The 18,106-nt window shown below is 63.8% G+C and carries 28 protein-coding genes; 12 read left to right on the top strand and 16 right to left on the bottom strand.

Going from position 1 to position 18,106, the window contains the following annotated elements:
* Positions 1–167 precede the first annotated feature (167 nt).
* Positions 168–542 carry a hypothetical protein gene (locus BYZ73_RS19360; RefSeq protein WP_112317326.1) on the bottom strand — a complete coding sequence of 125 codons (375 nt, stop codon included), beginning with the start codon at positions 540–542 and terminating at the stop codon, positions 168–170.
* A gap of 134 nt (positions 543–676) precedes the next feature.
* Between BYZ73_RS19360 and BYZ73_RS19355 the strand changes: the two genes are divergently transcribed.
* On the top strand, positions 677–925 hold the full coding sequence (locus tag BYZ73_RS19355; protein WP_112317329.1) for a type II toxin-antitoxin system RelE family toxin: 249 nt from the start codon (positions 677–679) through the stop codon (positions 923–925).
* A gap of 13 nt (positions 926–938) precedes the next feature.
* On the top strand, positions 939–1,268 hold the full coding sequence (locus tag BYZ73_RS19350; RefSeq protein WP_112317325.1) for a helix-turn-helix domain-containing protein: 330 nt from the start codon (positions 939–941) through the stop codon (positions 1,266–1,268).
* A 367-nt stretch (positions 1,269–1,635) separates the two neighbouring features.
* Here the strand turns inward: BYZ73_RS19350 and BYZ73_RS19345 are convergent, their stop codons facing one another.
* Positions 1,636–2,610 (bottom strand): hypothetical protein, encoded by a 975-nt coding sequence (locus BYZ73_RS19345; protein ID WP_146746343.1) that lies wholly within the window; start codon positions 2,608–2,610, stop codon positions 1,636–1,638.
* A 553-nt stretch (positions 2,611–3,163) separates the two neighbouring features.
* Here BYZ73_RS19345 and BYZ73_RS19340 point away from each other — a divergent pair.
* The gene (locus BYZ73_RS19340; protein WP_112317323.1) at positions 3,164–3,601 is read left to right on the top strand and encodes a thermonuclease family protein; all 438 of its coding nucleotides are present in this window, start codon (positions 3,164–3,166) and stop codon (positions 3,599–3,601) included.
* 15 nt (positions 3,602–3,616) lie between these two features.
* Here the strand turns inward: BYZ73_RS19340 and BYZ73_RS19335 are convergent, their stop codons facing one another.
* The 9 genes from BYZ73_RS19335 to BYZ73_RS19295 all read right to left on the bottom strand — a co-directional run bounded on the left by BYZ73_RS19335 (position 3,617) and on the right by BYZ73_RS19295 (position 8,778).
* Complete coding sequence (locus BYZ73_RS19335; RefSeq protein WP_112317322.1) at positions 3,617–4,264, bottom strand: hypothetical protein; 648 nt, start codon at positions 4,262–4,264, stop codon at positions 3,617–3,619.
* 10 nt (positions 4,265–4,274) lie between these two features.
* A complete protein-coding gene (locus BYZ73_RS19330) occupies positions 4,275–4,967 on the bottom strand; it encodes a hypothetical protein (RefSeq protein ID WP_181498116.1) in 693 nt (230 codons plus the stop codon).
* On the bottom strand, positions 4,930–5,400 hold the full coding sequence (gene ssb, locus BYZ73_RS19325; RefSeq protein WP_112317320.1) for a single-stranded DNA-binding protein: 471 nt from the start codon (positions 5,398–5,400) through the stop codon (positions 4,930–4,932). The genes BYZ73_RS19330 and ssb overlap by 38 nt, the downstream gene beginning before the upstream one ends.
* On the bottom strand, positions 5,400–5,870 hold the full coding sequence (locus tag BYZ73_RS19320; protein ID WP_146746341.1) for a hypothetical protein: 471 nt from the start codon (positions 5,868–5,870) through the stop codon (positions 5,400–5,402). Before BYZ73_RS19320 ends, ssb begins: the two co-directional genes overlap by 1 nt.
* Positions 5,871–5,880: 10 nt before the next feature.
* Positions 5,881–6,723 carry a helix-turn-helix domain-containing protein gene (locus tag BYZ73_RS19315; RefSeq protein WP_181498115.1) on the bottom strand — a complete coding sequence of 281 codons (843 nt, stop codon included), beginning with the start codon at positions 6,721–6,723 and terminating at the stop codon, positions 5,881–5,883.
* Positions 6,720–7,184: a putative PDDEXK endonuclease gene (locus BYZ73_RS19310; RefSeq protein ID WP_112317317.1), complete on the bottom strand. Its 465-nt coding sequence runs from the start codon at positions 7,182–7,184 to the stop codon at positions 6,720–6,722. Before BYZ73_RS19310 ends, BYZ73_RS19315 begins: the two co-directional genes overlap by 4 nt.
* A 40-nt stretch (positions 7,185–7,224) precedes the next feature.
* Positions 7,225–7,419: a hypothetical protein gene (locus BYZ73_RS19305; RefSeq protein WP_112317316.1), complete on the bottom strand. Its 195-nt coding sequence runs from the start codon at positions 7,417–7,419 to the stop codon at positions 7,225–7,227.
* Complete coding sequence (locus BYZ73_RS19300) at positions 7,416–8,228, bottom strand: DNA adenine methylase (RefSeq protein ID WP_112317315.1); 813 nt, start codon at positions 8,226–8,228, stop codon at positions 7,416–7,418. The genes BYZ73_RS19305 and BYZ73_RS19300 overlap by 4 nt, the downstream gene beginning before the upstream one ends.
* An 85-nt stretch (positions 8,229–8,313) precedes the next feature.
* Positions 8,314–8,778, bottom strand: a complete 465-nt coding sequence (locus BYZ73_RS19295) for a hypothetical protein (protein WP_112317314.1) — start codon at positions 8,776–8,778, stop codon at positions 8,314–8,316.
* A 199-nt stretch (positions 8,779–8,977) separates the two neighbouring features.
* On the opposite strand from BYZ73_RS19295, the gene BYZ73_RS19290 reads away from it, so the two are divergent.
* Positions 8,978–9,238, top strand: coding sequence for a hypothetical protein (locus tag BYZ73_RS19290; RefSeq protein WP_112317313.1), 261 nt, complete (start codon positions 8,978–8,980; stop codon positions 9,236–9,238).
* Here the strand turns inward: BYZ73_RS19290 and BYZ73_RS22895 are convergent.
* Both BYZ73_RS22895 and BYZ73_RS19285 read right to left on the bottom strand, forming a co-directional pair.
* Positions 9,208–9,384 (bottom strand): hypothetical protein, encoded by a 177-nt coding sequence (locus BYZ73_RS22895; protein ID WP_181498114.1) that lies wholly within the window; start codon positions 9,382–9,384, stop codon positions 9,208–9,210. The genes BYZ73_RS19290 and BYZ73_RS22895 overlap by 31 nt on opposite strands.
* A 42-nt stretch (positions 9,385–9,426) precedes the next feature.
* Positions 9,427–9,648 (bottom strand): hypothetical protein, encoded by a 222-nt coding sequence (locus BYZ73_RS19285; protein WP_220086862.1) that lies wholly within the window; start codon positions 9,646–9,648, stop codon positions 9,427–9,429.
* Between the two features lie 74 nt (positions 9,649–9,722).
* On the opposite strand from BYZ73_RS19285, the gene BYZ73_RS19280 reads away from it, so the two are divergent.
* On the top strand, positions 9,723–10,355 hold the full coding sequence (locus BYZ73_RS19280) for an XRE family transcriptional regulator (RefSeq protein ID WP_112317312.1): 633 nt from the start codon (positions 9,723–9,725) through the stop codon (positions 10,353–10,355).
* Between the two features lie 298 nt (positions 10,356–10,653).
* On the opposite strand, the gene BYZ73_RS19275 is transcribed toward BYZ73_RS19280, so the two are convergent.
* From BYZ73_RS19275 to BYZ73_RS22890, 3 genes are read right to left on the bottom strand one after another with little or no spacing between them, the layout of a single operon-like run.
* On the bottom strand, positions 10,654–11,364 hold the full coding sequence (locus BYZ73_RS19275) for a hypothetical protein (RefSeq protein ID WP_112317311.1): 711 nt from the start codon (positions 11,362–11,364) through the stop codon (positions 10,654–10,656).
* 3 nt (positions 11,365–11,367) lie between these two features.
* Positions 11,368–14,565: a hypothetical protein gene (locus BYZ73_RS19270; RefSeq protein WP_112317310.1), complete on the bottom strand. Its 3,198-nt coding sequence runs from the start codon at positions 14,563–14,565 to the stop codon at positions 11,368–11,370.
* A complete protein-coding gene (locus BYZ73_RS22890; protein WP_181498113.1) occupies positions 14,549–14,827 on the bottom strand; it encodes a hypothetical protein in 279 nt (92 codons plus the stop codon). The genes BYZ73_RS19270 and BYZ73_RS22890 overlap by 17 nt, the downstream gene beginning before the upstream one ends.
* A 321-nt stretch (positions 14,828–15,148) precedes the next feature.
* Between BYZ73_RS22890 and BYZ73_RS24050 the strand changes: the two genes are divergently transcribed.
* From BYZ73_RS24050 to BYZ73_RS19240, 7 genes are read left to right on the top strand one after another with little or no spacing between them, the layout of a single operon-like run.
* The gene (locus BYZ73_RS24050) at positions 15,149–15,274 is read left to right on the top strand and encodes a hypothetical protein (RefSeq protein ID WP_281269505.1); all 126 of its coding nucleotides are present in this window, start codon (positions 15,149–15,151) and stop codon (positions 15,272–15,274) included.
* Complete coding sequence (locus tag BYZ73_RS19265) at positions 15,274–15,510, top strand: hypothetical protein (RefSeq protein ID WP_146746339.1); 237 nt, start codon at positions 15,274–15,276, stop codon at positions 15,508–15,510. Before BYZ73_RS24050 ends, BYZ73_RS19265 begins: the two co-directional genes overlap by 1 nt.
* Positions 15,507–15,746, top strand: a complete 240-nt coding sequence (locus BYZ73_RS19260; RefSeq protein WP_112317308.1) for a hypothetical protein — start codon at positions 15,507–15,509, stop codon at positions 15,744–15,746. Before BYZ73_RS19265 ends, BYZ73_RS19260 begins: the two co-directional genes overlap by 4 nt.
* Positions 15,734–16,558, top strand: a complete 825-nt coding sequence (locus tag BYZ73_RS19255; protein WP_112317307.1) for an ERF family protein — start codon at positions 15,734–15,736, stop codon at positions 16,556–16,558. Before BYZ73_RS19260 ends, BYZ73_RS19255 begins: the two co-directional genes overlap by 13 nt.
* Positions 16,559–16,568: 10 nt before the next feature.
* Complete coding sequence (locus tag BYZ73_RS19250) at positions 16,569–17,294, top strand: hypothetical protein (protein ID WP_245943238.1); 726 nt, start codon at positions 16,569–16,571, stop codon at positions 17,292–17,294.
* On the top strand, positions 17,294–17,536 hold the full coding sequence (locus tag BYZ73_RS19245) for a hypothetical protein (protein ID WP_112317306.1): 243 nt from the start codon (positions 17,294–17,296) through the stop codon (positions 17,534–17,536). The genes BYZ73_RS19250 and BYZ73_RS19245 overlap by 1 nt, the downstream gene beginning before the upstream one ends.
* Before the next feature lie 47 nt (positions 17,537–17,583).
* A complete protein-coding gene (locus BYZ73_RS19240; RefSeq protein WP_181498112.1) occupies positions 17,584–17,949 on the top strand; it encodes a hypothetical protein in 366 nt (121 codons plus the stop codon).
* The last annotated feature ends 157 nt before the right edge of the window (positions 17,950–18,106 follow it).

Below are 18,106 nucleotides of genomic sequence, written 5' to 3'. Positions count from 1 at the left end.
CCGTCCCGGTCAGGCGCCGCGGCCCCGACCAGCGGCCGACCGCCTCATCGGCCTGCCCCGCCAGCTCGCGGACCAGATACATCAGGACCGGCACCGCCTCCTCGGGCGGCATCGCCGCGACGGCGGCCGCAAGCGCCCGGATCGGATCGCGGCCCGGACGCGCCATGTCACGTGGCCGGGGCGAACCCGATCTCGATGGCCGAGGTCAGCGACAGCGGATTGCCCGCCGTCACCACCTGCGGCTCGGGCACCGGCAGGGTTGCCAGCAGCCGCGAGGTCGCCGCATCGACCAGCGCCCAATGGGTCGCCGTGCCCGTCGCGTCGATCTCGCCATCGGTGAAGGTCGCGATCTCGATCTTCCGCCCGCCGCCGCTGCGGTTTCCCTGCGCGCCGATGGTCGGCGCGGTCTTGGTCCCGAGGCTGTAGCTCTCGGCCTCGGCATAGCTCGCGGGCTCCTGCGAGCAGAGGTGCAGCACCGGGCTCGCCGCGTCGCGGATCGCCTGCAGGCCCGCGTCAAGAATGTCGGTCGAAAGGATGGTCATGCGTGGCTCCTGTCAGTTTTTCTGGGGATAGGGCCGCCAGCCCGGCGCGTCAGGCGTGTTTGCCACGCGGGCCTGTGCGGCCCAGCCGCGTGTTAGCTATTGACTACGTGTTAGCTATGGGCTACATATTCCGCATGAAGCCGATCACCTACAGACCCGCCGCCCTGAGGGCTCTGCGCAAGATGCCTCGAACCACCGCGAAACGGATCATCGCCAAGATCGAAGCCTATGCCACCGATCCGGCGAGCCAGGCCAACAACGTGAAGGTTCTCAAGGGGCGGGAAGGGATCCGGCTGCGCGTCGGCAACTGGCGCGTCATCATGGACGACAACGGCGAGGTTCTGGACGTTCTCGAAATTGGCTCTCGCGGCAGCATCTACTGAAAGGAGCGACATCATGAACGATATGGTCAGCATTCCCCGCGAGGAATACGAGCGGCTGCGCGAGGCGGCCGAAGACCTTGAAGACATCCTTGCCTATGACCGGGCCAAGGATCGGCACGAGGAATCCGTTCCCCACGAATTCGTGACCCGCATCATCGACGGCGAGCATCCCGTCCGCGTGTTTCGCGACTGGCGCGGCATGAGCGCGGCCGATCTCTCCAGGACCTCGGGTGTGAACCGTGTGCAGATCCACGAGATCGAGACCGGGAAGAAGAACGGATCTGTGCAGACCCTCAAGAAGATCGCCGAGGCGCTTGGCGTGACGGTGGACGATCTGATCTGAGGCGAGGCCCGAAAACGAAAACAGGGGCTCGCGTTCCCGCAAACCCCTGCCGATGATGCGAATCTGGCACGTTGTGCTTGGACTGTCAATGGCCCCTACCATCCATGGTGCTGCCTATGCGCATTGGCCACAGGATCTACCATAGACGCTCATACAGAGAACCAATCCCCAAGAAGTTCAGGCCGGGACTTTCTTGGAGGAAGGCTTAGCGCAAAGATACTGCTCACGCATCTTCGCAAGGTTCAGGGCCTCGCCCGTAGCTCCACGCTCCCCTTGGAAGATCCCAGATACGCTCTTCTCTATTCCGCGGTTGATCCGACCAATCTCGGTAGACTTGAGCATCCCAGGTGCAAGGTCCTTCCGACCTTTAAGTTGCATTCTCCGCCTCCTTGTTTGTGGTCTTCGATCTCACTATAGACATAAGCTGAGCGACTTGTGCAGCAATATCTTGCAGCGCGGCTACTGCGAGCTTCGCTCGCTGGATGTCGCACATCTCGTTCCGGGCCGATTCTACATCATCCGAGTTGACAAACCTGAACGGTTCGCTGCTCGTCATGATCATGACTCCGAGAGGAGATGCGGTGTCGATCGCGATGGGCACGGCGGCGAGCGAGACAAACTGCTCTCTGTCCTTGGGGCGATACTTGCCTGGAGGAGCCGCAACCCAAGCCGCAACATCTGGCACCCTAGCGTCTGCACATATCAGCTCGTTCTGGAGTTCGAAGGCCTTTCCCACATGCCCCTCCCCACGCCTCCACGTTCTGTGGGGGCCTTTCGCGTCAGATGGACGACTTCTATAGCACGCAATGCACTCTAACTCCTCAGTTTTTTCGTTAAACTGGTAGATAGAGATGTTCAGGTAGTCGTCTCCCATGCCAAATATACGCATCTTGTAGTCAGCTATGAACTCAACGACGGTGTTGTAAAGTCGTTCCGACGTTGCCGCGTCGATGGCTTCCGCGGCGATTGCTTGGTCCACCAACTCAGTCATTAGCTTCGTGAGTGTCAGCCAAGCCACCGTTACATTGAAGTCAACTTTGAGCTCGCTGAGTTCCACTTGAAGAGCTCGGACCTTTTCCTCCTCCTCATACAAGCTTTTCAAGGTCTCTATCGCTTGCTTGTCGATGAAGACCAGAAGCAGGTTTGTGAGCAGCAGGATGCTTACGCCAACATAGAAGATCTCGCTGGCGTTATCATAGACCCACCCCTCTTCCTGAACGCTGCGCAGGTAACCGCCCAGAGCGGTCAGGCCCACGCCAATAACGAGGGCCAAAAATCTGATTGGCCTCACGGCTCCGGACAATGTGTCTAAGTAATTGGAAAGATGAAATATTGCCTTCATTCCGCACCCCCTAGCGTGGCGATATGTTCCCGCCATCCCCCAGCTCATAAGGCGAAACCAGTTCGGCCGTACCATTGCACGAACCCCAAGCACTCGGAATACAAGATGGATCGCTTGACCTGAGCCTATAGTGGGCAATGGCGGGCATTCAGCAACTTTTTTCTCCTGCGTCATGGGGCATGCATCTCATTTGGGATTGCCTAGTCACCACCCTCTGGATTTGTTGGCGTTGCCGTATGGTAAACTCGTTACGTCGTTGGGATCTTTGCATTTTCCGTCTTTCCTCTAGGACCAAGCGTGCTTTCATCGGTCGAGTTGGCGAAAATAGCCGCGACGATCCGTCGGGAAGCATGTGTAAAGCTAGCAATCTATGACCTCCGCCAAGGCCCGTAGGCGCCCCCGATATGCGACCCTGGGCCGCTGACGTCTCGCGCGGGTTAACCTCGACTTCCCCCACACATCGGAAGCACCTAGCAGAACGTCCCGTTCAGAACGTAGCGGGTACGTTCAAGCAACTTTGCCCCCGAGACGACAACAACGACAAGGCCTCCGCATGACCTCAAACCTTCCCCGCATTCTGATCGCCGCCGTTCTCGCCGCCGCACTCGGAGCGCCTGCAGATGCCGTGCAGACCCAGATCTCTGGCTCAGTGCGCCTTCGCGACGGCGACACGCCGGTCGTTGGCGGTGTCCCGGTCCGGCTGAATGGGCTGACCTGCGACGAACGCGGCTCCCAGATGGGAGATCGGGCCACGGCGCGCCTTTGGGATATCATCGGAAGGCAACGCCTGACCTGCATATTGAACGGGGAAACCACCTACGACCGGAAGGTCGGACGCTGCTATCTTCCTGATGGGCGCGACATTGCCGAGATCCTGATCTCCGAAGGATATTGCGGCCGCTGCGCCCGGTACGACCCCCAAAGAACTTACGTCAAGGCCCAGAAGAAGGCCGGACGTTACCAGGGCGCCATGCCGGGCTACTGCCGCTAGATCTGACGCCGCTCGCTACCGGCGCTCCACAACATCAGCCAGCTTCGTGAGGGCGCGCACATAGATGCGCCCCTCGGCCGTGGCTGCGCCGTCGCGGATCAGCGCGGTCTGCTCCCGTACCGCGCCCCAGATCGATGCCTCCTGCCAGCGATCGAGGTGGCCGATATGGCCGCGCCACTCCATCCAGCGGTTGACCGCGGTGCGGGCCTTCTCCTCATCGCTGCGCAGGTCCAGATCGTCGTCGCCGCTGATCTCGAACCGCTCCTGCATCATCTCGATCCTGGCCGTCTTGGCGTGCAAGCGGATGCCGAGATAGTGGCGCGCATAGGAGGCCTCGGCCCGGCAAAGCCCGGCGAAGGTTCCCCAGAGGCGCCCCACCTCGTCGGGCGCGCAGAGCAGGTGCAGGACGCGCCCTGCATCGCATTCGAGGCTCTGCGCGCGGGCCTTCGCCATGTCCTCGGGCCGGGTCGGCCAGCCCATCTGCCGGCATCGCGCCCGCAGCGCGACATCGGCCTCCGTCCGCTCGTATCCCGGCTTGGTCGAGCGCCGGACGCGGCCGTCCTTCTCGCGGCGCGTCACGGGCGCCAGACCGGGCAAGCCCGCCAGTTCCGCCTTCTTCGCCAGTTTTGCCGCCCGCGCGCGGGTCTTGCTGCCCTTGCCCATGTCCTGTCCCCTATTTCACACCGGCGGCCCGGAGGGCGCGGGGCCCAACGGCGCCCTTGATCCGCCCCAGCTCCGCGCGCATCGCCGAGACCTCGGCCAGCTTTTTCGACGCGGTCTCCTGCTGCTTTCCGGCCAAATCCGAGATCGCGCGGATTTCGCGCTCGAGAGCGGCCAGCCGCTCGGTCGCAGCCTCGATGCCTTCGTTGCCCCCATCGGGGCCGAAGAAGGCCTCCCGGATCTCGGCCACCCAGCCGGGCATCACACCCAGCACATCGGCAACCGTCGCATCGGTGTCGTTCTGCCGGTAGCGTTCCGCCTCGGGGTCATAGACCTCCCGCAGCATATCCACGATCTCGCGGCGTTGTTCCCGGGAGGGCTGGCGCAGCACCTCGGCGGGTTTCGCGGCCGGAACCGTCGTCGTCTTCGTCATGCCTGTCGCCTTTCGTTTCGCTTCGCAGGTCGGGCAATGGAGCTTGCCCTTCACCTCGGCCCAGCCTTGCCCGATCATTTTCCGGTTTATCTGCCCCGCGTCCGGCACCCAGACCCGGCCGGGTCGATGCAGGTAGTTGCAGGTCACGACCTCCTCGCGCCCGCAGCCATCACAGACCACCCGCGCCCGGTTCACGCCTTTGCCCTTGATCTCTTGAATGCTCATCGGGCCGCGCTCAGAAGGGGATTTCGTCGTCGAGATCGGGGCCGCCATATCCACCCGCGGGGCCGCCTGACGGACCTTGGCCGTAGCCATGGCCAGTCCCCGCGCCGCCCCTGTCGCTCCCGCCGCTCTCCCGGCGATCCAGGAACGCGATTTCCCCGGCGAACGGGCGCACGGCGATTTCGGTCGTGTAACGGTCCTGCCCGGTCTGGTCCTGCCACTTGCGGGTCTCGAGCTTGCCCTCGACATAGACCTTCGAGCCCTTGCGCAGGTATTGCTCGGCGAACCGGACCAAGCCCTCGGCCCAGATCGAGACCGAATGCCATTCGGTGCGCTCGCGGCGCTCGCCGGTGTTGCGGTCCTTCCAGGTCTCGGAGGTGGCGATCCGCAGGTTGCAGACCTTGCCGCCGCTCTGGAAGCTGCGCACCTCGGGGTCCCGACCCAGATGCCCGATCAGGATGACCTTGTTGACAGACCCGGCCATCAGGCGGCTCCCCTCTGCTCATCGGTTGCGGATTGGCCCATTTCGGTTGCGCCGAACCGCTTCGGTCCGGTGAAGTCTTCCGCCGGGCTGAAACCGGCGGCCCGCATGGCCCGGGCCGCGGCCTCGGGGCTGCAGCGCTCACGGTCCTCGGGGGCCTCGGTCCCGGCCCACCCGCTGCGCGCCCGGATCCTGGCCGCGCGGACGGCCCGCATTTCGATGCGGCAGCGTTCGGCGATGTCGCCCTCGAGGGGCCGCTTGCGGCGCTGCGGGTTGTCCGCAGACTTCCACCATTTCGCCGCCCGCTCGATGGCCCAATCGGGGAAATCGGCCAGAGCGTCGGCCCAATCCTCCATCTCGATCTCGCGCAGCGCCCGCGGCGTATCCTTGTCGAAATAAGGGGTCAGGAGCGCGCCGACGCGGGCCATGGTGCGCACCGGATCGCCGGGTCTGGAAAGCTGGGCCGCGATCATCGCCGCCGCCTCACGCTCGGCCGGCGCGGCGTGCAGCGACCGCAGCACACGCGTCAAATAGGCCAGACCCCGATCCACCTCGGCCGGAAGGCGCGGGTCCACGGTTGCCAGATCGGTTGTCATAGTTGCCCTCCATGAGCTTGGTGAAGTTGGCCTGCTTGACCAGGAAATCGAAGTTGCAGCGCCATGAGTGCGTGGGGTCTCGGCTTCGGCCGCTGAGGAAGTCCGAGGCCTCGACGCGGCGCATCGCCTCCCGCCAGCCGTCGATGCCGCCAACCTCACGCAATCGGGCCTTGAGGGCCTGGCGCCGGGCCGGGGTGAGTTTCTGGACCCTCGCCAAGCCGACGCGCTCGGCGGTTTCGTTGAACAGCGTGATCGCATCTTCGATTTCGGAAGGCGGCGCGGATGCACGAGAAGCGTCAGCTTCTCTCTCTGACGGTTCCTGATGGTTCTCTGACGGTTCGGGTGCACGCTGTGCAGGGGGGTGGTGCACAGCGTGCAGGGGTTGGGTGCACGGTGTGCAGGGGTGCATGTCGTGCAGGGGTGCACGCTGTGCAGGGGGGTGCACATCATGCAGGGGTGCACGCGGTGCAGGGGTCGAGCGAACGAAGAAGACGTTGCAGCCCTTCGGCCCCGCGTTCCGATAGATCGTCAGATAGCCGCGCTCCTCCAGGGTCCCGATGATCTGGCGCACCTTGCGCTCGCTGCAGCGCGCGAGCTGGGAGACCCTTGAGACCGAGGGATAGCACCGGCCTTCGTCATCGGCATGGTTCGCCAGCGCGAGCATCACCGCGCATTCGTAGACGTCGGACAATTCACTGTCCCAGATCTCGGCCATGATCCTGATACTCATGGCGCGGCCCCTTCCATCCCGGCGGTGCCCGGCCCGGCCATGATTTCGCGGGCGAGGTAGGCGAGCCCGTCCAGGCTGCACTCGACCCATTCCTCGGGTGGTGCTGCGCCCCTGTCGCCGAAGGCCGCGCGGATCGCGCCCATCGGCAAGGCGCAGCGGATCGGGCGGCGGTCGAAGCGATAGACCACCACGGGCAGTTGCCCGGCCTTCCGGGCACTGGCGGCCGCCTGAGCGCGCCAGTCGTCAGCGCAGCCGGTCCCTGCGGATCGGCGCTTGCACTCGATCGAGAACGGCCATGCCGGATCATCCGTCACCAGATCGCCCCAGCCGGATTCTTGGCACTGGCGCAGGTTGCGGCGGAACGCGATGCCGGTCAGGTCGAACAGGGCCGCGGCGACCTCGCGCTCGAGTTCGGCCCCCTTGGCGCGGTTGCGCCGGCCGATGGCGGATCGGTCCTTCATCTGGACACCTCCTGTCTGAAATGGTCGTGGCGGTGCAGGCTCATACCCGGCCCGCCCTGATCTGCGCCCGGGCGAGGGCCTTGTCGAAAGCCTCGCGGATCGCCTTGGTGGAGTTGCTCTCGGGCTCGCCCGCCAGCCGCGGGTGCAGCGCCACGCGCAGCCCCTGCACCTCGTCCAGAGGCAGGTCGATGTGGGCTCGGCCGTCTCTCACGCTGACATGGATGCTGTTGCTCATGCGGCACCCTTGCCCCCGGCCGCCGCGAAAAGCGGAGCGGTGTCCGGGAAATTGCACCACAGAACCTCGGTGCGCTCTGCTGCCCGGTCAGCTCGAGTCTTGATCTCGACCCGTCGCCAGTCGTGCAGAGCATCGTCATAGAGAGGTGAGGCATAGCCGCTGAGAACCACCGATCCGCGCAGCGAGTGTAGGGCTGTGAGCAGGTCGCAGTGGTCCTGCCTGGCCATTTCGTGGCGATAGTCGCGGCCCTGGTCGCGGGTTTCAGGCAGATATGGCGGGTCAACGTAATGGACCGTCTGTGGCCCGTCATGCGCCTGCATCACCTGCATAGCCGGGCGGCATTCGATCACCACCCCGCGCATGCGTTCGGCCGCGTCCCGGATGGTTTTTGGCAGCGCGGCCCAGCCATGAACCGGCAGCGTCCCGGCGCGCAGCCCCGCGGCCCGGAAACCCGTCGCGCGATGGATGCCAGATGACCCATGTCCAAAATGCGAACGGATCAGAACACGGCGCGCACGTTCCAGATCGTCGCGCGTCTCAGAATATGCGGCTCCGTGTTCCTCGCGGGCGAAGGGCGTCAGCGCGACGGCCGTCGCCAGCGCCTCGGGCCGATCCCGGAGAACACGAAAGAGCGCGACCATGTCCCCGTCTAGGTCGTTGTAGACCTCAAGGCGCGCGCGCGGCTTGGCCAGCAAGACCGCCGCGCCGCCGCCGAAAGGCTCGACGTAGCAGTCATGGGCCGGAAACAGGCCGATGATCTTTTCCGCGAGGCGGACCTTGCCGCCGTGGTATCGCACAAGGGCACCCATCACGCGGCCCTCCCCTTGCCCCCGGCCGCCGCGCGAAATGGCGCAGAGCCGGGGGCCGTGCCGCGAGTGGATCTGGTGACGTCCATCATGCCGCCCCCCGCTGCTTGCGGATGATGGCCTTGGCCCGCAGCAGGGCTTCGACAGCCTCGTCGATCTCGCGCTCGGCGTCCTGGCAATCGCGCCCCTTGGCGCTCTCGGCCGCCCTCAGGGTCGCGGCCTGTGCCTCGCCGCATTCCTTCGCGATGTCGCTGCAATGCGAATAGAGGCTGGCCACATTCGGTCCGAGATCAATCGGCTGGAACACGCCCCCAGCCAGCCCGGCGAAGTGCTGGGCCAGCGGAGCGGCGGCGGCCGGGAACAGCTTGCAGAGCCGGTCCAGGTAGTTGACGCCCAGACCGCCGGGCCGATCTTCATTTTCCTCGGTCCCGTAGGAAAGCGTCGAGCCGCGGATGCCGAGGAAATCGGCGATGTCCCGATCCTTCTTGCCGGTCGCATCCAGCGCTCCGCGGATCGCGTCCTGGATGGTGCCTGCTTTCTGCGCACGTGCCATGTGAACCGCTCCGTTACCGTTTAGCTGGAAACCGGCCTGCTCCGCGCGCACCTTGGGCGCATGGAGCAAAGCCATTTTGATTGTGCATTTGACCTTTGGGGGTCGTGGACAGCGCGCATTTCGGCGGTCCATTGTGCCGCCGCGCCGGTGGGTAAACACCGGCGCGGCAAACCACACGACTCAGAGAAAGGAGCGCCGCATGGAAAACAGCGTGGAAATCACGTCGTTTCGGTATCAGGACAGAAGCGACAAGGGCCTGCCCCCGGTGATGATGGCCAAATTCTGGACCAACACACAGGGGGCCATCGAGCGGACCGCCGAAAGCGCGGAGGGCCACGTGGCGATCGATCTGGCGCCGTCCGCCGACTACGCGGCGATGGAACGCGAGGCGTTGATGGAGGTCGCACGCTACCTCCGGCAGGTCGCAGACTACGCGGAATCGTCCGCCCGCAAACGGTAGCCCATATCGAGCGCTGCATTGATCCGCGCTACCAGACTGTCGCTGTCCTGCTCTCTGGACAGCGCGGTCGTCTTTCGGACCAGGCGCACAACGGCTACAGCCTGCGCAGCCTGAACGAGGATCACTGTCGCAATCAGATAGCCCATGCTTGGGTCTCCTTTGGATTTGGGGGGACCGGGGGCGCGGCATCAGGCGGCGTCCTCGGTGGGCGTGGCTCTCCGAAGGACCTCGATCTCACGCCGAACCTTGTCGATGGTGCTTGGACGACATTCTCCGCCCTTGCGGATACGAGCGACGAAACCGGGGTCATTCAGAACTTCACGCCCCAGCGTGGAGGGCTTCATCCCGCTTTCGGCGAGGAACGCCTCAATCTCATTGCGAAAGGCAGACATCATCATGCCGCCCAGCATGTAGGATATATCCCACACTGTAAAGAGGATATATCACATTTGCGGCCGCTCCCCCCGTGTAGGATAGTCCCTACATGGATAGCGGACAGATGATCGCAGAGCGCCTGAAGGCCCTTATTGAAGATCGGGGCACGAATAACCGCGCCGTAGCGTTGGCGGCCGGTATGGGGCCGACTGGCGTCCGAGACATTATAAGCCGGAAGACTAGGAACCCAACCTACGCAAACCTGCTGAAGATCGCAGATGTTCTAGGAGTGGACGTCCAGGAGATCACTGGCGGACATCGAGAACGACCCTCCATTGCTATCGCTGGTAAGGTCGGTGCCGGGGCACGCGTGCCAGTTTTCGATACCTATGAAAAAGGCGACGGCCCACAGGTCGAGTGTCCTCCTGGACTCTCCCCTCACAACATCGTGGCGGTGGAAATCGAGGGCGACAGCATGGAGCCGGTCTATTCGGCCGGCGATCTGCTGTTCTACACCCGCTGGTCGGACGGAAGCGTGCCCAGCGAGGCAGTAGGCAAGCGATGCGTTTGCGAGTGCGAAGAGGGGCTCGGCTGGGTGAAGGTGGTCCGCCCAGGACGAGACCATGGCACCTTCGATCTGCACAGCTTCAACGACCAGACGCCGACGATGTACGGGGTCCGGCTCAAGTGGGCGGCACCGATAAAGCTGCACTGGCCGGCCGAGCTAGCGCGCAAGGTCTAAGCGTTGGCCTCACAGGGCGGACTGCGGACGTTCGCCGCAGGCGCGAACGCACCCTGGCCTCGAGGCGATAGCGGACATTCCACCACGCCCGCCGTGCCGGATCTGAGTGATTGACACTGGGGGGCGTGGAACCGTCATTCGCGACCATTACCAAGCATCGGCCGAGCTTCCCCAAACCGGACCTTCGCAGGGCCTCGACGCTGAGTCGGCTGGATCTCGGAAGTCTGGATGAGAGTGGGTTTTCGCTGCTCCGCGCCCCAAAGTCTGCTGTGCGAACTTCCGGAATGGGCGACCTAGGTTAAGGACACATCGTTTCGTGCTCCAGCCCGAAGTAGCTGCGCAATGCACAGATCAAACGTATGAGCTCGATCATGTCCTCAACGAGTGCCTCCGCTGCCACATAACTCGGCAACCGTCCCTTACCTTCCCTTGTGAACTCGCGATGGACGCGGCCCGCCATCCTCTGCTCGTGTTTGAGCGTGCCGGGATTTGAGTTGCAGAACCCTTGAATCAGATCTTCAGGCAGGTAATCCTCGATCTCCCAATCCAGCCCTGCGCAACTGCCGTTCTTCGCCTCAGCCCGGCGCTGCAACTCAGGCCCCAGAACGCCATTCGAAGTTGGCATGATCGGATGCAGGACGAACACATCCCGGTAGTGCTTAACCCGGAAATCCATCTCGCAAAGCATTTCGGCGTGCTTGCGACCCGCTCGGTCGTTGTCAAACAACCCCACGAACTTTCGTTCCGGCATCAGACTTACGACGTCCTGGGAAGCCATCTGCCGCAGCGTCTGCAACTCTCGCACCACCCCTTGAACGCCGCCGTCATCCTTAAGCCCCGCCTCGAAAACGGCAAATCCGGAGTCGAAGAGGTCATGATTGCTCTCGCGTTGCCAAAGGTCTCGGGCGAGGCGTAGGTAGCGGACATCGCTCGCCCCTTCGACGAGGACGTTGGCTGTGCCTACGTTCCAGCCCTTTCCATTGGCGTATGTCTCGATGAGTCCGATCAACGCTCAACCTGCCGTCAGCGGCCGCAGTAGCGGACCGTTGTGGCCGAAAGAAATGAGGCCGCTCATGTTCGTGCCAGGACGTAGTTTTGGGCCATCAAATTCGGCTATACGAAACGGAACACGGTTGTTCTGGAGTTCGTGGACTGTGGCATGAAGTCGTGCTCCGTCTCCACCCGAGGCGATGCGGGCACGGACCTGTCGCCTTCGCCCAGTGCTCTCGTCGTACAACCAGCGAAGACGGTCCGGAACCTCTACGTAATGTTCCCCTCTTGCCCAGAGATGGCGCAGTCTTTGGAACCGCCGCGATGCCTCGTGATGGCGGTTTCTCTGATGCATGAGAATCGCCAATTCCAGATCCAGCTGCGGCGTTAGGATGGTCCGGCTGCCATCGAGGGTTTCGAGCAACTCCAGTTGAAGGGCGAAGTCTCTCGGGTGATCTATACAGGCCAATATGTAGCGCAGCCGCACCGCCTGTGCGTTGGACCGCAGCAACGGATGCCCCAGCCGGGCGGCCGCTTCGATCCGGTTCGCGCGAGGAAAGTCGTCCAGCGACATGCCCTCATGCCGGATCATCTCTCCGCCCAAGGCCGACAGTGCTTGCTGGATTGCCTCACCTTCGGTTGAAGGCTCGGTATGCTTTACTGTACCGGCTGACCTAAGCAGTAGATCGAACGCCCTGTCCGCGAGGCTCGACAGCGCGTTTCGCCGCGGCTCTGCGGTTTCTCGCTGCATGGCCCCGTATACGATTCCAAGAACTTCAAGCGCGACGCTCGTCGCGCCGTCTGGATCGTCATTGGCCCCAATGAGCCTATCGCGCGCATATATTTCCAAAACGTAGGAATTGTCGGGGTTCAACCTGTAGGCGCTATAGGTCGCCTGGTTTGCCTTGGAACGCAGGGCCGCCACCTCTTCGGCCGACATTTTGCGACGCGCCTCCACGTCGGCGAGATCGTGATAGGCATGAGCGAGCGAGTTATACAAGTTCAGGTCGGGCTCGCCCCCGGGGTCGTGTTCGAGTGCGAGTGCGGCTTCGATATCGCCGGTCGCGCGCCGTAGTAGCTCGACGCGCTCGTCATCAGTGATCGGGAACCTACCTTCGTCCTTCGCGATGCGCCGTCGCGATATCGAACTATGGTGAAGAAACGTCCGGCTGGTCGTCCGAAACGCTTTCGGCATCGCGTCCAGAGCCTCCAGCGCTTCGCGCCAGTAGAGGGCGAACTCGCCGCGGCCTTGTCCAGGGTCGATCTTGAATATGCTTGTGGCGAAGGATTCGGCTAGTTCCACCAGGTCCGGGTGCGCAATCATCGGGGTGGAGGCGATCCGCGCGAGAACCATCAGCCGCAGATGATCGGGATTCTGCGCCTCCATCAGCCCGGCCGAATCGCGGGCGGTGGCATCGTAAAACAGCCCGGTCAGAAGGAACCGTCCCAGTTGATCATGGATCATCGCCCAGTGGCTTAACGTGTCAAAGCGGTGGCGCACCACGCCCAACGCCCCGACGGCCGATTGCAGATCAAAAAGCTTGTCACGGGTCGGAAAATCTTCAGACTGCGGCAACAGTGTCTCGGGCAGAAGCTGGCGCACCGTGCTCATGGCGGCGATGTCGACAATCGCGCACCGCACCACCGGATCAACAACGTTCTGCCGGAACTGTTCATAAAGCCAGGCCTGTACTGTTTCGGTTAGGTCTATTTGTCGTTGCAGCCAGAATGCCAGCGCGATCCAGAATACCGAGCGGCCCGCCGCGGGGCCGAGGAGTGAGTGCCTGACGAACGCCTGCCATTCGTGGTCATCGCGTGCCGTGCCCAGTGGTCGAAGAAACCGGTTCAAGTGTCGGCCTAGGTCCATCGCCGCTTCCTGCGAGATATCGTGGGACAGATCGCATAGGTTTTCCAAGCGCTTCTCCGCGTAGATGGCGACCGGTAGCAGCGCATCAGTGACGAAGACGATGCAGATTCGGCGCCCAGACTCCGTAATCTGTCTGGCAAAAGTGGCGATATCCCCTTCGCGTCCCTCCCACTGCGACCGATCGAACACGATCAGCCAAGGCACCTCATACTGGCGCAAACCTTTCCCGATGTCGGCTGAAGCGATACCGTTCAAGCAGGAGTTAATGAAATTCGTTACGCTGCGCCCGCTGGGGGTAAAGGGAGCTTGGGCGGCTATCAGTGTCGGATACCCATCCATGGCCGCCCCGAAAGCTAAGTCGCGGATGAAAGTGGTCGCTCCTGCTCCGGATTCCGCCCGGATGTAGAAGATCCGGCTGGCCTCCGGCCCGTTGCGATCGAGATCCCGCAGTGCCTTTCTCAAGATGTTCTGGGCGCGGTTGTCCCGAGACCACGGCATTTGCGCGGCATAGGGTCGCCACGAGGCTGACGGATCCCGGAAGAACTCGTTGATCTCGTCCGAGCGCAACCCCTCCGGCGTCACGTATTCCAGCCGAGCTTCAGAAAGAAGTTCGAAATTGCCAAGTAGCGGATGCTCGGGATCATCGCGTCCTGACAGGTCGACCCGGTGCCGGTTCCCTTGCGCATCCCGGACGCGGATGATGAGCCGGTTGTCTGCGCGCTCCGTAAAGCGACTATGCAGGGCTTCCGAGAGCAGCGCCGCTGGGGCAGGCAGCAGCGTGACCCGCCGCGCCCCCGCTTCGGCCTGCCATGCAGTGATCTTCTGCCGAGCCTCAGGATCATCACTGACGATCGTTAGGCCGCATTGGAATCCGTCCTGCCAGAGTTGTACCAGTTCAACGGGCAGTGTCAGATCGGGTCCGCCGAGCACCACGAGGTTCCTGACCCTGCGCTGCTGCAGTTCCCTGATCATTTCCATCCGGCGCGCCATAGCGGCGAACCCTGACTTGCTGGCTTCGGTGCGACCGTTGAGCAAGAAGATCGGAAGACTCCGGGGCGGTAGTACGGTGTTTGAGGGTGGGACATCGATGACATGCACCAGCCCCCTCCTACGCACGAGCGGACTCTCGATCGCACTATCCAAAGCATCGACCGCCTTTATTAGATCCTCCGATGCGGTCTCGCTCAGGACGCACTCCCAAGGCAGCCCCAACACAAGAGCGCTCGCATCCGGTCCAGCCGCGTCGGCAAAAGCGGGCATCAGCCAGAGACTGGCATCTCGGGAATCAAGTTCCGCCAGGATCGGAAGGGCGTCGGGAGCAAGAACTTGCAGGCCTTCAGCGATACTGGTCATTTATTGTGTCTCCGGCAAAAATCGTTGATTGATGAACCGATATTCGAGATGGAAGGCCGAGAACACTCAAAACACACACCCCCAGAGGTTGACAGGGGCAAGCGCATTTCGTCTTGAAAATAGCATTTTCTGGACAAGCTGCGCACTTGCCAAAGGCGTCATTTCTTTGCCCAGCAGCATCAGTCAAAAATGCGCTGATGCGGAAGTTCGCCGCGACCAGCGCGAATGTCGGTTCTGTGCCGCTGGTTGAGAACTGTTGCATGTACCAAGCGGATGTCCGCTTCGACGATTCGTCAAGCATCGACGGCATGGGGCGTCGAACGGCCGCTATCGGCAGCAAGCGCCGAGCGGTCGACCGTAGGTCAATAGCAAGGCGCCACACGCAGAAAGCCACTTTCTGCGGCCATCCTGCCCCGGCTTCGCTCGGTTTTTCCATGGCGTCAGCCCGCCACTGACGAGGTGAGTATGGCGCGACCTCAGGGACGGTGACCGCTCAGAATGTAGGTTATTTCCCTCATGCAGCATTGACGTAGGATTTATCATACATTAAATTCCCCCTTGCAACCACAGCAAGGGGGTTCCCATGAGCAACACCGAATATCCGCTGACCTGGCGCGGCCTCGGCCTCGCGCTGTTCATCGCCGGGACCCAGCTCGGGCTGATCGCCGCGGCCTTCCATTTCCTCGCAACCGTGCGGGGGGCGATGTGATGCTAGCCCTGAACGGAGCCCACTGGCTGGTGATGACCGATTTCGGCCCCCTTGGCGTCGGCGCACCCGATCCCGCTGCGACATGGGACGACGCGCTGGACCAGCTTGCCGCCGCCGCTGACGAGGACCGGCCCGCCCGGGTCTTCCGCCTCGACTTCAACAGCCCGGCCATGACCGAAGTCACGGACGAGGCGTGGCGCGGGCTCGAGGACCGCCTCGCGGGGATGGCGGCATGAACTGCCCTCTCCGCACCGCCGAGGCGCTGGACCCGATCAGCACGCCGCAGGGCCGGGCCGAGGCCCGCGACCGCCGCCGGGCGATCCTGCGCGTGGTTTGCCTGGCCGGTCGGCCGATCCTCTGGGGACTGCTGGCCGCGCTTGCCGCCCTGCTGGTCGCGCACATCGCGGAAAAGGCCATCGGGCAGGTGATCCACGACATGCACGGAAGCGAGGTGAGCCAATGGGCGAACTGACGAAGATCCCGCAGGAGGGCGCCGCGACCCCGGCCAGCTTCGGCGCGATCACCCCCATGGGGATGATTTCGCAGGCCGTCGCGAACGGCGCGAGCATCGAGACTGTCGAGCGGCTGATCGCCCTGCATGAACGCTGGGAATCCGGGCGCGCCCGGAAGGCATTCGACGCGGCGATCTCGGCGGCCCGGGCTGAAATCAAGCCCATCGTGAAGGGTTCATCGGTCGATTACGCGAGCAAGAAGTCGGGCGACCGGACGAACTACTCCTATGAGACCCTCGACGCGATTGCGCGCGAGGTCGACCCGATCCTCGCCCAGCACGGCCTTTCCTATCGCTTCCGGTCTCAGCAGAGCGAGCGCGGCGGGCTGGCCGTGACCTGCATCGTTGCCCATTGCGACGGCTACAGCGAGGAAACGACCCTCAGCGGCCCACCCGACCAGAGCGGCAACAAGAACGCCTATCAGGCCATCGGCAGCGCCGCGACCTACCTGCAGCGATACACGCTCAAGCTCGCGCTGGGGCTCTCGGCCGCGAAGGACGACGACGCGCAGGGTGCCGGGCGGGCGGCCGAGGATCGCGAGCCCCCACGGTTTGACCCGCGGGCCGCAGCCGGACGGATCCGTAGATCGCTGGAACGGGCGCCCTCGCTGGACGACCTCGGCGCGGTCTGGATGCACGAAACCCCCGTTCTCAAGGACATCAAGGCGGCCGAGCCCGGCCTCTATTCCGAGCTCGAGCGCAGCAAGGACGCCCGGAAGCTGACCCTGACGCGCGCCGCCTCCGACATTGGCGACGACGAAATCCCGTATTGAGGCAGATCCCATGAACGACATGACCCCGACCTCCTCGAAGGAGGGCGCGAACCCGCGCGCCGTGATCGGCGGGAACAATCCGCCCGACCCGCTGGACGAGGCGCTGGCCCCCTATGGCGATTTCATCACCGAGGCCGAGGGCTGGCTTGACGGAACGCAGGTCACGACCGCGGCCCAGATGAAGGCGGTCGACGATCTGGCGAAGGAGATCAAGGCGGCCGAGAAGGCCGTCAGCACGGCCCGGGACGCGGCAACGAAGCCGCTCCATGCGGCATGGCAGGACGAAATCGCCCGCTGGAAACCGACGCTGGAAGACCTCGACCGGATCAAGAAAGGGCTCGCCGCTCTGGTGAGCGCCTTCAAGGTCAGGCTCAAGGCTGAGCAGGACGAGGCCGCCCGGAAGGCGCGGGCCGAAGCCGACCGCAAACGCCGGGAGGCCGAGGAAGCGGCCCGGACGGCCGCCGCGGGCGACATCGAGGCGCAGCGCGCCGCCGCCCAGGCTCAGGCCGAGGCGAAGGCCGCCCAGAAGGCCGCCAGCGCGGCCGGCAAGGATCGGGTGAAAGGGGTCCGCACCGTCAGCCGGTACGAGATCGAGAGCCACAAGGCCGCCCTGCACGACATCGCCAAGAACGACCGCGACGCCCTCACGGATTTCGTCGAGGGCTATGTGCGCCGCCACCACAAGGACCGGGTGATCGCAGGCGTCCGCGTCTGGGAAGAGAAGGAGGCGTACTAATGGCCGCCCCCGTTCAAGCCGCCATCGAGCCCGCTGCCGCCATCGAATGCGCGAAGGACGCGCTTTTCGATGCCATCGTGTCCGGCCGGGACACGTTGCTGTATCCGCTTCTTCCGCGTCAGCGCCTCCGCGAGATCGCCGCCGAGCTTGGTGAGATGCTGGATGCGCTGCGGATCGAAGAGGCCGCCTACGCCCAGCACGGCGCCGTGGCGGGCGCGACCGCCTTCCCGGAGGCGAGGTGATGCAGAATCCGCCGCCGATCTTGATCCAGAAGACGCCCGCCGGCCTCATGCCCTATGGTCCGCACAGCGGCCCGATGCTGGACGAGTTGATCACCGGGCAGGTCCTGACCGCGAAGCCGCGAAAGGGCCGCACGCTGCCGCGCAACGCCGCCTATTGGGCGGGGCTGCATGCCGCGATCGAGAACGTGGACGCCTGGCCGACCACCTCGCATCTGCACCAAGACCTGAAACGCCTGTGCGGCTACGTCGATGTCTACCACAACCCGCTGACCGGGCGGGATGAAGTGCGCGTCCAGTCGACCGCCTTCGACAAGATGGGCGAAAGCGAGTTCGCAGCCTTCTTCCGGCTCGCCCAGATGCGGTTCACCCAGCAGATGGGGTTCGACCCGTGGACCGTGGGGCGGGCGGCATGACTGACCTGTCCGGCCGCGGCCCGCTCGGGCTCAAGGCGCCACGCGAACCAGATGATCCGGTCCACCTCGACCGCATCCGCGCGCTGCCCTGCTGCATCTGCGCCGAATGGGGGCTGCCCCAGCTGTCTCCGACGCAGGCGCATCACTGCATCCATGG

This window comes from Rhodovulum viride (assembly GCF_003265965.1).
Taxonomy (GTDB): Bacteria; Pseudomonadota; Alphaproteobacteria; order Rhodobacterales; family Rhodobacteraceae; genus Rhodovulum; species Rhodovulum kholense.
Note: the sequence above shows the minus strand (reverse complement) of the source record. Positions and strands in the feature narration are given on the sequence as shown.

Coding starts and splice junctions, on each gene's coding strand:
- BYZ73_RS22895 (WP_181498114.1), bottom strand. CDS start 9,384: ATGGGCTATCTGATTGCGACAGTGATCCTCGTTCAGGCTGCGCAGGCT.
- ssb (WP_112317320.1), bottom strand. CDS start 5,400: ATGGCCGGGTCTGTCAACAAGGTCATCCTGATCGGGCATCTGGGTCGG.
- BYZ73_RS19320 (WP_146746341.1), bottom strand. CDS start 5,870: ATGATCGCGGCCCAGCTTTCCAGACCCGGCGATCCGGTGCGCACCATG.
- BYZ73_RS19270 (WP_112317310.1), bottom strand. CDS start 14,565: ATGACCAGTATCGCTGAAGGCCTGCAAGTTCTTGCTCCCGACGCCCTT.
- BYZ73_RS19255 (WP_112317307.1), top strand. CDS start 15,734: ATGGGCGAACTGACGAAGATCCCGCAGGAGGGCGCCGCGACCCCGGCC.
- BYZ73_RS19330 (WP_181498116.1), bottom strand. CDS start 4,967: ATGGCGGCCCCGATCTCGACGACGAAATCCCCTTCTGAGCGCGGCCCG.
- BYZ73_RS19280 (WP_112317312.1), top strand. CDS start 9,723: ATGGATAGCGGACAGATGATCGCAGAGCGCCTGAAGGCCCTTATTGAA.
- BYZ73_RS19345 (WP_146746343.1), bottom strand. CDS start 2,610: ATGAAGGCAATATTTCATCTTTCCAATTACTTAGACACATTGTCCGGA.
- BYZ73_RS19310 (WP_112317317.1), bottom strand. CDS start 7,184: ATGAAGGACCGATCCGCCATCGGCCGGCGCAACCGCGCCAAGGGGGCC.
- BYZ73_RS19245 (WP_112317306.1), top strand. CDS start 17,294: ATGGCCGCCCCCGTTCAAGCCGCCATCGAGCCCGCTGCCGCCATCGAA.
- BYZ73_RS22890 (WP_181498113.1), bottom strand. CDS start 14,827: ATGCAACAGTTCTCAACCAGCGGCACAGAACCGACATTCGCGCTGGTC.
- BYZ73_RS19300 (WP_112317315.1), bottom strand. CDS start 8,228: ATGGGTGCCCTTGTGCGATACCACGGCGGCAAGGTCCGCCTCGCGGAA.
- BYZ73_RS19240 (WP_181498112.1), top strand. CDS start 17,584: ATGCCCTATGGTCCGCACAGCGGCCCGATGCTGGACGAGTTGATCACC.
- BYZ73_RS19305 (WP_112317316.1), bottom strand. CDS start 7,419: ATGAGCAACAGCATCCATGTCAGCGTGAGAGACGGCCGAGCCCACATC.
- BYZ73_RS19340 (WP_112317323.1), top strand. CDS start 3,164: ATGACCTCAAACCTTCCCCGCATTCTGATCGCCGCCGTTCTCGCCGCC.
- BYZ73_RS19335 (WP_112317322.1), bottom strand. CDS start 4,264: ATGGGCAAGGGCAGCAAGACCCGCGCGCGGGCGGCAAAACTGGCGAAG.
- BYZ73_RS19315 (WP_181498115.1), bottom strand. CDS start 6,723: ATGAGTATCAGGATCATGGCCGAGATCTGGGACAGTGAATTGTCCGAC.
- BYZ73_RS19265 (WP_146746339.1), top strand. CDS start 15,274: ATGCTAGCCCTGAACGGAGCCCACTGGCTGGTGATGACCGATTTCGGC.
- BYZ73_RS19250 (WP_245943238.1), top strand. CDS start 16,569: ATGAACGACATGACCCCGACCTCCTCGAAGGAGGGCGCGAACCCGCGC.
- BYZ73_RS19290 (WP_112317313.1), top strand. CDS start 8,978: ATGGAAAACAGCGTGGAAATCACGTCGTTTCGGTATCAGGACAGAAGC.
- BYZ73_RS19285 (WP_220086862.1), bottom strand. CDS start 9,648: ATGCTGGGCGGCATGATGATGTCTGCCTTTCGCAATGAGATTGAGGCG.
- BYZ73_RS19295 (WP_112317314.1), bottom strand. CDS start 8,778: ATGGCACGTGCGCAGAAAGCAGGCACCATCCAGGACGCGATCCGCGGA.
- BYZ73_RS24050 (WP_281269505.1), top strand. CDS start 15,149: ATGAGCAACACCGAATATCCGCTGACCTGGCGCGGCCTCGGCCTCGCG.
- BYZ73_RS19350 (WP_112317325.1), top strand. CDS start 939: ATGAACGATATGGTCAGCATTCCCCGCGAGGAATACGAGCGGCTGCGC.
- BYZ73_RS19360 (WP_112317326.1), bottom strand. CDS start 542: ATGACCATCCTTTCGACCGACATTCTTGACGCGGGCCTGCAGGCGATC.
- BYZ73_RS19260 (WP_112317308.1), top strand. CDS start 15,507: ATGAACTGCCCTCTCCGCACCGCCGAGGCGCTGGACCCGATCAGCACG.
- BYZ73_RS19355 (WP_112317329.1), top strand. CDS start 677: ATGAAGCCGATCACCTACAGACCCGCCGCCCTGAGGGCTCTGCGCAAG.